Consider the following 12,565-nt stretch of genomic DNA (forward strand, 5'->3'; position numbering starts at 1 on the left):
AAAAATGTATCAAAACCAACATGGTTGTTTTGATGGGGTTTTTGTTGAGTGGTTAAAAGTCAGGTTAAATTGCGTTAATAGTCTTTTAGCTTGATGAGCTTTTGCCTGAATCGCTGAATCGGAAGGAAGTTTTGTTCTAAGCTTGGTGCAAAAGGAATGGGTGAATCTAGACTTCCTTCGCGCATCACTGGTGCGTCTAGATACTCAAAGCAGTGTTCTGATATCCATGCACATATTTCTCCACCTATTCCTCCTGTCAAGCAATCTTCTTGCAAGAAAATCACTTTTCCAGTTTTCTTCACCGTATCTCTCACTGCATCTTTGTCCCAGGGAAGCAGTGTTCTCAAATCTAAAATATCAGCGTCTATATGCAGTTCTTCTAAAGCAGACTTCGCCCAATGGACTCCCATACCGTAGGTTATGATGGATAGCGTATCACCTTCTTGAATCAAACTAGCTTTCCCTACAGCTACGGTGTAATAATCGTCAGGTATATGCTCGCTGAGGGATCTATAAAGTGCTTTATGTTCAAAGAAAAGAAAAGGGTTGGGTTCTTCTATGGCTGCGTTTAGAAGACCTTTGGCATCATAGGGGCTCGATGGATAGACGATTTTGAGTCCTGGAGTGTGAAAAAACCAAGCTTCATTGGATTGGGAGTGAAATGGGCCAGCAGCTACTCCAGCACCTGTTGGCATACGAATTACCACATCGGCATGCTGTCCCCAGCGATAGTGAATTTTAGCAAGATTGTTCACAATTTGATTGAATCCAACTGAGACGAAATCCGCAAATTGCATTTCTATCATTGCTTTGTAACCCTTGATCGATAGACCAAGGCCAGCACCTATAATCGCACTTTCACACAAAGGCGTGTTTCTGACCCTTTCAGCCCCGTATTTTACTTTGAAACCGGCTGTAATTTTAAAGGCTCCACCATACTCACCAATGTCCTGCCCCATGAGGATCAACTTTGGAAACTTCTCCATTGATTGGTCTAAGCTGCCAGAAATGGCGTCGATAAATCGTCGTTCGGATAATTTATCAGAGCGAGGTTGAATCAGTGCTTGTGTAAATGGTGAATAGACATCCTGTAGCTCATCAGCAGTGTTTGGAGTTATTTTTTCTTCCGCAAAGGCAATGTCCAATGCCTTATTTATGGAGGCTTTTAGTTCGTTTGAAATACTTACTTTTATTTTTTCATTTAGGATACCCAAGCTAAGTAAGTACTTCTCATAGTTATCTACAGGGTCTTTGAGCGCCCATGTTTTCATTAATTCTTTTGGGACATATTTTGTACCAGAGGCTTCTTCATGTCCTCGCATTCGAAAAGTGATAGCCTCTACGAGTACGGGTCTGGGGTTTTGACGAATATCCTCGGCCAAGGTTTTGATACAATCGTAGACTTCCAGTACATTGTTGCCATCAATCCTTATGGTTTCCATGCCATATCCTGGACCTTTTTCAGTGAAATACTGAAATGCAAACTGTTCTTCACTAGGCGTACTCAGTCCGTAGCCGTTGTGTTCTACTATAAAAATCACTGGTAGCTTCCAAACTGCAGCTACGTTCAGACCTTCATGAAAATCTCCTTCCGAACTCGCCCCATCTCCTGTAAAGACCAAGGTAACTTTGTTTTCTTTGGATAATTTATGGGCTAATCCAATGCCATCTGCTATGGCTAGCTGAGGACCAAGGTGTGAAATCATTCCAACGATAAAATGCTCCTTGCTTCCAAAGTGGAACGACCGATCCCTGCCTTTAGTAAACCCAGATTTTTTTCCTTGAAACTGTGTAAATAATCTCTCAAGAGGGATCTCTCTGCCTGTAAAGATTCCCAAGTTTCTATGCATAGGGAGAATATATTCGTCTTTTTCTAAGGCATTCACAGCTCCTATAGAAATTGCCTCCTGACCCCATCCGCTAAACCACTTTGATACCTTACCTTGTCTAAGTAAGATGAGCATTTTTTCCTCTATCCTTCTGGGCAAAAGCAGAGATTTATACAATGAGATTAACGTGTGATCGCTGTAGTCCTTTCGGTCAAAAACAACTGGGGTGTCGGCTGAAATAGCTCTATTCATTATGGGTTTATTTTGATACACCAAAATAGAATTTTCTTTTTGAAATATTACATGGAAATTTCTATTTCATGTCTTATTTTACTTTTCCAACTCCTTCTAATTTGGGAGTTGTCTCCAAAGACCAATGATCTTCCCATATCAAGAAAAGACAAACCTTAGTCTGTGTCTTTGAAGCCCAATTGACTGTGATCCAAAAGGCCGAATTTTATGTGTTCCTATAGATCAATTTATTTTCTACCTCCTGAACTTTGTCTTCAAAGGTCAGTGATTATTTTAACTCCTTGTGACATTTCAATAGTTTCCAGATTTACTTAGTTGAAGGTGTTTTTCATTTCAAGTGTAATTCTTTCTAACTTTACTGATATGGACACACTATTGATCAAGAATATGGTTTGCCCGCGTTGTATTATGGCGGTGGAGGACTTGCTACAAGCTGAATCTATTGCTTACAACAAGGTTCTTATGGGGAAAGTTATACTTGAAGAATCACTTTCAAATCAAAAGAAGATTCAATTTGAAAATGGATTGAATCAATTAGGTTTTGAGATACTGAAGGATAAGGATGTTAAACGGATTGAGTTGATCAAAAGTAGTCTTAGAGAAGTAATTTCAGATGGGGAACTTTCATCTGACTTCAATCTGTCTGGATACATCAAGTCAAAACTCTTTGAAGATTATAGTATGCTTAGCCATCTTTTTAGTAGCATGGAAGGAGTTACTATCGAGAAGTTTTTCATAGCGCTGAAAATTGATAAAGTTAAAGAATTTCTGTTTTATGAAGAGTTGACGTTGAGTGAAATATCTTACCAGTTAGGCTATAGCTCTGTTCAGCATCTTTCCACTCAATTCAAAAAAATAACTGGAATGACACCCACAGCCTATAAGAGACTTGTTAAGGAAAATTTATCTGGCTGGAAGTAAGATGAGAATTTTGAATTAAAAGGTTTTTGAAAATTGGAACCATTAAAATTTTAAAAGAAAAGCCTCTTGATCACTCAAGAGGCTTTTATGGATAAAAAAGTTGGTGGTTTAGAAGTTGAAGTTCAATCTTGTAAATAAAAATCTTCCATTGAATCCCATTTGTTGTACTCTTCGGGAATAAAAAAATCTTCCAAGCCTGAAATTATTGCTCGTTTCAACCCGTTGAGATTTGCATAAAACTGTGGGTAGAATGCCGTAGGCATGAACGACAGGTCCTTGGCATGCTTGATATGTGGTATCAGTAAATCATCACTCTCCATATAACTGGATCAAAGCCTCGGTGTCAGCAATGCTTCTGTCCAAAATACGAGGTAAGATGAAAATACTGACAAATAGAAAAGCTATTGAAGTTAAAATCATTCCCATAAATAACTTAGCAAAAAGGCCCTCGTGTATTCCTTGTTGCCTGTAGACAAAAGTATAGCCTTGCATACAAATTATGACACCAAAATTAATTATTCCATACAGGTTGTTTGATGCTAAGAAAGAAGCATATTTCCTGAATTTTTTATACGTATGCCGATATTTGATCCATATCCAAAAAAACGATAAAAAAAGAAAACCTATCATCATCAGAATCCAAGATTGAGGATCTTTCAGTAATTTGGAGGATTGGGAAAAGATATATAGTAAACCTAATGGATAGAGTACTCTATAACTTGACAAAAGTGCTTTTAACTCTGTCCAATAGTATATTCAAAGTCTCTTTTTTCGATCATTTTTTTATAAGACTCCTCCAATGCTGAAAAGCCAAAAATCCCAAAAGTGGCATGGGCTTTTTGGAATGCATCACCGATACTTAGCTTTGGATTTGAGGCTATCAGCTCTTCTACTTTACAAGCGACATGGTCCAAAATCTCATATTGCACATCGACTTCTGGATAGCCCTTGTACGAGATCAGTTTTTTGAGTTGATCAATTTGGTCCTTATCGAGCTTCATGGAGGAAAGGTTTTAGTTGTGTTTTAAATACTTGGTAAATTGCTCTCATTGACACCAACATGAGAAAGATAATGGGAATTGTAATGGCTGGGTTGTGATATGCCAAACTAAAGAATCCATCTAAATCTAAATATTCTCTACCTTCGGTAAGAATAATCTGCCAGCTGAAGAAATTAGCAGTCACAACAGACCATAAAGCATCACGTTTAGCACTTCCATACCTTTTGTTTTTAAAAATCTTTGACTTTTCTCCGAAAGTGTCACCATTGTAATGGACCCAAGTTTGAAAGGTTACAGGAAATACAAACCAAAGAACCATAATCAATCCTTTCATTAAACCTTCATCTTGGTAAAAGTTAAACCCAAAAATGATAGCAAATCCAAGAAACACAAGGTTGACTTTGAGGTTTTGTTTTTGTAAAGAAAACAAAGATCTAAAGTAACATTTTAGAAACTTCAAAATCATCAAGTTATGGAATTTTATTCTCAACTTGAATATCTTCCACCAACTCCAATTTAATTTTTCCTGCTCCCAAAATTTCTCAACATTATCGATTCCAGAGGCTTCATACTTGCAAAGTACGTGGTCAAGAATTTCATAATATAATTCTTCCCACTTGAAAGGTCTTTCTGCCAGTTTTTCCTCTAAATAATTTATATCTAATGTATTCATGATTTGACCAGCTTGAAGGTTTTTAAATTGATGGAAGTAAATACTACCCAAGAAAATGCTAGGAGAAGTGTTCCCAAAAAGAGAAAGAGAATTGGAGTGAAATTTTCATAAGGAGTGTTTTGTAGAAACTTAGGGAGTAATTGGGCAAATAAGTTAATCATCCCAAAAACTAATCCTTGAGAACCGAAGAACATCGCTGCCATAATGTGTTTAGGTTGATGTTTGCCCGGAGAAAGGGATAGCGTGAATCCATATTTTTTTCTATTGTAATAGATAGAGTATCCTGATAATATTACAAAAAACATCATTGCTGCAACGTAATAAAACGCTGCTCCTGCAACGTAAAAAATTGGAATTAGAATAAGTGTAGTAAGCATCAAAACACCAATTTTCTTCCAGCCCAAGTTCCAGATTTTGTAGCAGGTTTTAACGGTATTCATCAATTCTCGCCAAGCAACCTTTTGCAGGTCTTTTTCCATTTGCTTGATGATAGACCATGAAAATTCATCATCCAAAGCTTCTTTTTTTATTATAAAACTTTCTTTTGGTGTTTGCTCTAAAGCTGTGATATAATGATCCAAGAGCTCATCATATATTTCTACATAAGCAATCAAACAGCGATCTAGCCGGTCTTTGATGATTTGGATTTCTATGTCAGTTAGTTTTCTCATGGCTTAAAAGAGTTATCTGAATCGAGGTTTGGAGAGCCTGGTCTTAACGCTATACCTTACTATTGTCAATAGGAGGAGAAGCCAAACGCCTATTATAGTGGCATAGAGGTATGGTGGTTCGAAAATAATAGACTGACTCATTGTCTCATCAGTATATATCCCATAAGTGAAGAATAGCGGGATCATTACTAATGCCATTATAATTACATGAAGTATGGCATAACCCTTTGGTGTGTCGGCCTTGGTATGGGCAAAAATGGGTTTGTCATCCTTACTTCTGTAATGATGTTTATGTTTTTTGTTAGCGTAATTTCTCCCGATCATCCAATTTTCAATGCTCATGGTAGAGATTACAATCAAATTGAGTAGATGTACTAATGCACCGCTTTTTGGAATCCAACTAGGAAAAGAAATCACTATTCCCAAAATTAACAGCGTGATCCAAATTTTTCTAGTTGTAAATAGAGCTATTAGTTCTTGCCTGAATCTTATGGTATATTCTTTTTTTAAGTTACTCAAATAGTCTCTTCCTGCTTTTCTACAATAGCCAATTGTGAAAGTTTGATCAAGAGATCTCAAGACATCTTCCATTGACTTTGCATCCTCTAATTCCAATGCAGTCTGATAGTGATCCAATACCTCGTCTCGAATTTCAACATACTCGATATGTTTGGCATTGATGTGGTAATGCAATTGCTCAATTTGGTCTTTATTTAACTTCATGGCTTGATCAGTTTGAAGGTTTTCAAATTGATGGAGTGATAAAGAGATAGCGCATAGAGATTCAAAAATGTACTGTAGAATAGCATCAGAATCATTGCTGAATTTTCTAAATTGTTGTTAATCAGTATAATTGATGTGATGAAAAAAAAGAAATTACTCGAATTTAAAACAAACAAGTATCTTCCTACAGCTGCCTGTAAGATTACATTTCTAGGTCTGAAATATCTTGGATTGAAAGAAAACCAAAAATTATTACCTGAGTGATAAAGCAAGGCTGTTATAACCCCGAACCCTGGCAAAAAAGCAAAAGCCATCATTACATCAAGACTTATCGTTTTATAAATAAAAATTAATAAAACTGTGTAAGTGAAAATCCCGAAAACTCTCCAAAAGTCCATTTTCCAAAACTTCAAGGCTTCTAATTGTGAACTTTGAAGTTCCTGGCTAACATTTTTTAGAAGTTCTTTTTCCATATGATGAACCACCGACCAAGCAAACTCGTCATCCAATATTTCTTTTTTTTCAACAAATTCTTTTGAATCTACTTGTTCTAATGCCGTTACATAATGGTCAAAAAGCTCATTGTAGATTTCTATATATGAAAGACTCAGGCTTTCAAGCCTTTCTTTGATGATTTCCAATTCTACATCAGTTAGTTTTCTCATATCAATGCCGTTTTTGATTTGATTTTCAAGACTTCTAATAATGAGACTGCATAAAGTGTGAGCAAGACCGTGATAGCGGCCGATACTGCAGGCAAAAAGGGTGGTAAGTCAATTTGGGAGAAGATTAATTTTGGAACATAGACAAAAATTTGCGCCATCAAAATAGGGAAATACATCCGCTCAGTGATTGGTAGCGCCAAAGAAGAATTGATTGGAATGCCAATACCTTTAAATGTTTTCTTGATCGGTCTGAGCTTTTTGATATTTTGATAGCCAAAGGCCATATTTGCTAGAAGCAAAAGCATCATGGGAGATAACAAAAGGATTCCTAGTTCTTTTTCAGTTTTAGCTTGTGTCGCTACATAAAAAACCAAAACCAAAATCCCCGCTAAGTACAGCCATCTGGAAGTACAGAAATACTTTCTAACCACCATCCATTGAGTTTGGTGAATATCTTCCTTGGCTTTTTTATTGAACCTAAATTGCAAGGCATGGCAATACCCATAAGTGAATTTTTGGTCTAATTCAACAAGTTGATCATGGAACTCCGCTTCTGAAAACTTCTGCAAATGGCTGAAATAATGATCATAGATCTCCATAAGAATCTCTGCTGAAGAAATTTCTTTCCTCATGATAGATCTTCTGATTTCTTGGAGTTCTATTTCTGTTAGTTGACGCATATTTCCGATTAACCTTTAAGGTCTTTTTTAGACCTCGAAGTTTTGAGATTTGTGATGGTATTAATCTGTTTTTTGGTTTTAAACCTTCGAGGTTTTTAAAGCCTCAAAGGTTTGTCTCACGCCAAGCCTGGCTTCCATTCTGGATCTAGGATTCGCTGTAAATTGCCTACAAAGCTTTGAAGCTCGGACATTTTGGTGCTGACTTCCTTTTGTCCATCTTTGGTCAGGCTATAATACTTCCTCACTCGATTATCCACATGTTGAATCTCTGTAGTCAGCATCCCTTCTGCTTCTAATTTGTGGAGGGCAGGATAAAGGGCTCCTTCTGTGATTTTGATTTCCCCTTCTGTAAGTTCCTTGACTCTCTGTGTGATTTCATAGCCGTACATTTTTTCATTCTCTTCTAAAAGTTTGAGAATAATAGTTTGCAGGCTTCCTTTGATTAAATTATTGTTTGACATGGTGTTTTTGATGCATCAGTAAGTCAAATATATAAAATAATTATATACATAAGAAAATTAGGTGTTAATTTTTGGTATAAGCGAAAGGTTAGAGGTGAGAAGCGAGAGATTATAGTTTTGAATCAATAGGATAAGTAGCTCCATTTAACATTGATTAACCATTGTGTTAGTTGTGTTGTTAAAGATTTAATCTATTTTTGTATAAATCAAACCTGAAATAAAATGAAAACATGTTTTACAGCAATTATTGTATTAATCGGTTTTTTATTTTTCAATAGAGTAGAAGCACAAGGTTTGGTAGACTTAGAGCTTTATGGTGGGTTGAATGTAAACTATTTTGAAATGGGACAATTCTCTAATCTGCCAGATACTGAACTTTCTAGTAAACTAGGTCTGCATGCCGGAGCAAACCTTCTACCTAAGATCAGTGAAAAATGGCAACTGAGTTTACAGGGAGAATGGATGAGGTCTGGAGTACATGTTGAAACCACCAGCTTAAACGAAAATACCATTTACAGAAACTATGGTAACTATGCCATAGGTGCAAGGTATAATTTTAATAAGGGGAAGAGAGCTTTTTATGTACAGCCCTCTGTTGGGATTTCACAGCATAAGTATAATGAGGTATTACCAGGTTTTGCTTTTCAGGAGCAAAGAGAAGCAGTTTTTATGGCAAGAGTGGAAACTGGAGTCAAGTTTTATACAAGAAAAAGTAACTATTTAAATATTGGCCTTAGGCATCAGCAAGGCTTTGATAATACTACTCCGTATGGTAGAGAGGCAGCTGGTGGGCTTCCGTTGACAAGCAATAATTCCTACACAGGGTTATTTGTAGGGTATGGGTTTAGTTCAAAGAGTTGGTTCAAAAGATAGAATACTGTAATACAGGCCTGATTTTTGCCTGTCTTTCCGTATGGATTATCAGAAAATTATTGAAGAAGTATACCAAGAAGTACAATCAGAAAATAAGCGTGGAAAAGTAGCCGATTATATTCCTGAGTTGGCCAACGTCAATCCAGATCAATTTGGAATTGGTTTAGTTGATTTGGAAGGAAATGTTTTTGGTGTGGGTGACTATGAAGTGCCATTTTCCATCCAAAGTATCAGCAAAGTACATACACTTGTAATGGTATTCCATGTTTTCAAAAGTAAGTTATGGTCAAGGGTGAATGTCGAGCCTAGTGGTAACCCTTTCAATTCGATTGCCCAATTAGAGTTTGAGAAAGGCGTACCCAGAAATCCATTTATCAATGCTGGAGCCTTGGTCATCACGGATGCTTTATGCAGCAAGTTTGAAAATCCAATAGAACAAATCTCTGCTTATATCAATGAGCTTTCGGGCAAATCATGTGTAAGGATCAATTCCTCTGTAAAGGAATCAGAGAAAAACCATGCAGAAAGAAATACAGCATTAGCATATTTTCTTAAGGCTTATCAGAATTTTGAAAATGAAGTAGACCAGGTCTTAGACGTTTATTTTTCCCACTGTGCAATGGAAATGAGTTGCTTGGATTTGGCACGTTCATTTTCTTTCTTGGCCAATGATGGCTATTCTATTTTTGCCAATAGAGAAATTGTTTCAGAAAGTCATGCCAGAAGGATCAATGCTTTGATGCTTACTTGTGGTTTTTATGATGAGGCTGGCGAATTCGCATTCAGGGTGGGGCTTCCAGGAAAAAGTGGAGTAGGAGGTGGAGTAGCTGCGGTGATGCCTCATAAGTTTAGCATTGCAGTATGGAGTCCCGAACTCAATGAAAAGGGGAATTCTGTAAAAGCAATCAGAGCCTTAGAGTTACTGACTGACAAATTATCTTTTTCTTTGTTTTAAAAAAAAGGCTTTGGAAATAATTTCCCAAAGCCTTTACCAATTAGCGTATGAAAAAATGATATATTAGTTGTGACTCGAAAAAACTGAAATAATTCAGACATTTACCAGTTTAAAAAGTCTGAAAGATTATGGATCAATTATTTTTTTCTACTCGAACCTCAACTCTTCTGTCCTGATCATTGCTACTTCTCTGTGACCCTCGTATCACTTGACCCCCTGATTCAGTAGTGATTTTTGAAGCAGGTATTCCAAACTGCTCGGTTAGAATTGTAGCCACAGCATTGGTTCTGTCCTCAGCCAGTTTTAAATTGTAAGCAACATTTCCTGTATTGTCAGCAAATCCTGTTAGGATAAGGTTATGCCCTTCATTATCTTTGATGAAATCAGCTAAATCAGCTAGTTTTCTCGCTTCTTCTACATTCGGGGTTCTTTGATTCACCTGAAAATAGATTGTTTCTTTGAATCTTAATAGCTTGATTTCAACCTCGGGGTCTCTTTCTATGAATACAGTGTCAGCCTGAGGAAGTAGAACGCTTTTAGTTAGTTCTTCCTTTACAACCTGCTCCTCTTCTCCATCTTTTTGAGCGATGTTTCTCTTGCTAGGGTCTAACATGTCTGGACTAATTCTAAGCATTAAAAACCCTAAACTCTGAGCTACCTTTTTTGATCTTTCAAATTGTTCATCTTGTTCTGTAGCCAAGTTGGCTTGAGCATTTCTATACTCTTGTACAGGCCCACTCACTACATCCCTGCTCACCATTGGGTAGTTATTATTGTTGGTGTTTGAAGACCTGGAGTCTAGAGCTCGAGATGCCGCAGCACCTCCAAAAAAAGCGGCGATGGACTGCCACAGTCCACGCCTTTGTCTTTCCTCCCTAACTGTAACGTCATTGTTTGTAGCAGCTGCTGGCTGTTGTTGATATATCACTGTCTCCTGTGGCCTGTTCGCATCTCTGAAAGATTGGTTGATAGGGGTTTGTCTGTTGGTTTGATTTGTTTGGGCTGGTGTAGCATTGTTTCCTCCCAAATAAATCACCTCTCTTGGCAGTGCGTTTAAACTATCTCTTTGTCTTTGAAGTGCTCTAGATTGATTCTCCAATTGACGAATCCTCTGTTCTTGTTGTGCAACTCTAGGGTCTTCCTGCACTTGACTTCCCAATGTACTTGAGGTTGGCGGTTGTTGAGCCAATTCATTTTGTTGAACACGCTGCAATTCTGAATTGGTCGCAGTGTTATTTGTGCTTTCATTTCCTCCATTTTGCAATGAACTCACCGTTGTGTTTTTGGGGCTATTCCGTAAAAGACTGTCTGTTGAGGATATCCTTTTATTGACTGATAATGAGCTCGTAGAGTCAGCGGTATATTTAGTCTTAGAAACAATAAATGAACTGTCCGTTGGAATATAGCCTCCTTGCATACCAAATATGGTAGGGTCTAAGTAAGGTTTGCTACTGCGCTTGATTTGATGATTTTTTTTCAGGTTAGAGAGACTGTCTATATGAATAAGAAGTTCTGCCTCCCTTCTTTGAATGCTATCCAAGGAGTATCTTATATCAAACCTTTTTCGTTCAGTAACTCTTAGTAATGAGTCTTTAGATGATACTCTAAGCAAAGTGTCAGCTTTTAGCGCTAACTCTTGCGTACTGATGTTTTGTTGAATATCAGCAAGCGATTTCTCCTTAACTTTACCTTCTAGGATTTGCCTTCTTTTCCCTTCTATAAGCTGATTCCATTGGAGTGTTTGAGATAGGAACTGAAGACTATCCACCCTTTCTTGATCAGCTATCTGGATATTATTGAAATAATTATAAGTATTTCCACCGATTGGTTGTGCTTGGGTTGGTTCAAGTTGTGGTTTTTCGTCATTTAACTTCTTAGGCTCTTCGATTCTCAATGGCTTTGGCCCCACTGGTTCGCTGTAGTCAGGGTAAGGTGTACTTAATTTAGGGCCTCTGAAAGATTCCTTTCTAGCACCAAAGTTATATTTCAACCCAATTCCATGATAGATAATCCAATCATTTTGTCCATCATTTTCTCCTCTATTTCTGGTGTTAAGATCTATGATATTAGTGCCTGGATAGGCGGCATACTCTTGGAAGGAGTTGTCATAAGTTTCCCTATAAGTACCGCTTACATCATCAAGATACCCAGTGAAAGAATGTATGAAATCTGTCTGAGCGAAGAGTTCCATCCTGTGGCCAAGTCTAAACCTGATACCTAAGCCTAAATTTGCATAGAATACTCCTAAATCATAACCGTTTCCAAGCTCTGTTCTTAGGGGAGATAATTCAGTTTCATAAATTCCATTTGGAGAAACCGTAGGGTCAAAGTAATTGTATGGATTTCCATTGCTATCAAGTAGGTCTCCTTTGACAGTATAGTCTATCAATCCAAAGCCTAAAGAAGCATAAGGAGCTATCCATGATTTTGCTGGAAGTAGTCGATCATTGTCTGTTTTGAACACGAAAGCTATACCCATATCTCGAGCATCAGTTTGGAAGTTGAGCGCTCTATCAAAATTCCTAGCATCAGTCATAAGCTGACCGTTGCGCATGATGTACCGATCTGACATAGCAAATTGATACTGCCCATAACTAAACTGCAAACCTATGGTAGGGCTTAATTGTCTTTCCAGCGAAACTTTCCAAGAATATTGGTCAAAGTAATTGTCATTAAAATAAAACAAATGCTGTATGGCATCCAGATTAGAGATTCCACGAATTCTATGAGGTGTAAGGTCCCCGTAATAGTTGCTATAGCCTCCACTTACTCCTATCCTCCAATCATATGCTTTTTGCTGAGCATACATGGTGGAAAGGGTGAACAAGCTGAGGCAAAATGTGATCATCAGCTTTTTCATG

General features: G+C 37.4%; 13 protein-coding genes. 3 read left to right on the forward strand and 10 right to left on the reverse strand.

Going from position 1 to position 12,565, the window contains the following annotated elements; genetic code table 11:
* Positions 1 to 74: 74 nt before the first annotated feature.
* Complete coding sequence (locus MM239_RS02495) at positions 75 to 2,081, reverse strand: alpha-ketoacid dehydrogenase subunit alpha/beta (protein ID WP_241346320.1); 2,007 nt, start codon at positions 2,079 to 2,081, stop codon at positions 75 to 77.
* 363 nt (positions 2,082 to 2,444) lie between these two features.
* Between MM239_RS02495 and MM239_RS02500 the strand changes: the two genes are divergently transcribed.
* Positions 2,445 to 3,002, forward strand: coding sequence for a helix-turn-helix domain-containing protein (locus MM239_RS02500; RefSeq protein ID WP_241346321.1), 558 nt, complete (start codon positions 2,445 to 2,447; stop codon positions 3,000 to 3,002).
* A gap of 122 nt (positions 3,003 to 3,124) precedes the next feature.
* Here the strand turns inward: MM239_RS02500 and MM239_RS02505 are convergent, their stop codons facing one another.
* The 8 genes from MM239_RS02505 to MM239_RS02540 all read right to left on the reverse strand — a co-directional run bounded on the left by MM239_RS02505 (position 3,125) and on the right by MM239_RS02540 (position 7,876).
* The gene (locus MM239_RS02505) at positions 3,125 to 3,322 is read right to left on the reverse strand and encodes a hypothetical protein (protein ID WP_241346322.1); all 198 of its coding nucleotides are present in this window, start codon (positions 3,320 to 3,322) and stop codon (positions 3,125 to 3,127) included.
* Between the two features lie 414 nt (positions 3,323 to 3,736).
* Positions 3,737 to 4,003 carry a hypothetical protein gene (locus MM239_RS02510; RefSeq protein WP_241346323.1) on the reverse strand — a complete coding sequence of 89 codons (267 nt, stop codon included), beginning with the start codon at positions 4,001 to 4,003 and terminating at the stop codon, positions 3,737 to 3,739.
* Positions 3,990 to 4,676 (reverse strand): hypothetical protein, encoded by a 687-nt coding sequence (locus tag MM239_RS02515; RefSeq protein ID WP_241346324.1) that lies wholly within the window; start codon positions 4,674 to 4,676, stop codon positions 3,990 to 3,992. The genes MM239_RS02510 and MM239_RS02515 overlap by 14 nt, the downstream gene beginning before the upstream one ends.
* Positions 4,673 to 5,347 (reverse strand): hypothetical protein, encoded by a 675-nt coding sequence (locus tag MM239_RS02520; protein WP_241346325.1) that lies wholly within the window; start codon positions 5,345 to 5,347, stop codon positions 4,673 to 4,675. Before MM239_RS02520 ends, MM239_RS02515 begins: the two co-directional genes overlap by 4 nt.
* Before the next feature lie 12 nt (positions 5,348 to 5,359).
* The gene (locus tag MM239_RS02525) at positions 5,360 to 6,070 is read right to left on the reverse strand and encodes a hypothetical protein (protein ID WP_241346326.1); all 711 of its coding nucleotides are present in this window, start codon (positions 6,068 to 6,070) and stop codon (positions 5,360 to 5,362) included.
* Positions 6,067 to 6,735, reverse strand: a complete 669-nt coding sequence (locus MM239_RS02530) for a hypothetical protein (RefSeq protein ID WP_241346327.1) — start codon at positions 6,733 to 6,735, stop codon at positions 6,067 to 6,069. Before MM239_RS02530 ends, MM239_RS02525 begins: the two co-directional genes overlap by 4 nt.
* Positions 6,732 to 7,415: a hypothetical protein gene (locus MM239_RS02535; RefSeq protein WP_241346328.1), complete on the reverse strand. Its 684-nt coding sequence runs from the start codon at positions 7,413 to 7,415 to the stop codon at positions 6,732 to 6,734. Before MM239_RS02535 ends, MM239_RS02530 begins: the two co-directional genes overlap by 4 nt.
* 116 nt (positions 7,416 to 7,531) lie before the next feature.
* Positions 7,532 to 7,876, reverse strand: a complete 345-nt coding sequence (locus tag MM239_RS02540; protein ID WP_241346329.1) for a PadR family transcriptional regulator — start codon at positions 7,874 to 7,876, stop codon at positions 7,532 to 7,534.
* A gap of 222 nt (positions 7,877 to 8,098) precedes the next feature.
* Between MM239_RS02540 and MM239_RS02545 the strand changes: the two genes are divergently transcribed.
* The gene (locus MM239_RS02545; RefSeq protein ID WP_241346331.1) at positions 8,099 to 8,749 is read left to right on the forward strand and encodes a hypothetical protein; all 651 of its coding nucleotides are present in this window, start codon (positions 8,099 to 8,101) and stop codon (positions 8,747 to 8,749) included.
* A 40-nt stretch (positions 8,750 to 8,789) separates the two neighbouring features.
* Entirely contained in the window at positions 8,790 to 9,704 is a 915-nt protein-coding gene (locus MM239_RS02550) for a glutaminase (protein ID WP_241346333.1), read from the forward strand.
* A gap of 133 nt (positions 9,705 to 9,837) precedes the next feature.
* Here the strand turns inward: MM239_RS02550 and MM239_RS02555 are convergent, their stop codons facing one another.
* The gene (locus MM239_RS02555) at positions 9,838 to 12,564 is read right to left on the reverse strand and encodes an OmpA family protein (RefSeq protein ID WP_241346334.1); all 2,727 of its coding nucleotides are present in this window, start codon (positions 12,562 to 12,564) and stop codon (positions 9,838 to 9,840) included.
* Position 12,565 lies beyond the last annotated feature (1 nt).

Source organism: Belliella filtrata, from assembly GCF_022549775.1.
Classification (GTDB): Bacteria; Bacteroidota; Bacteroidia; order Cytophagales; family Cyclobacteriaceae; genus Belliella; species Belliella filtrata.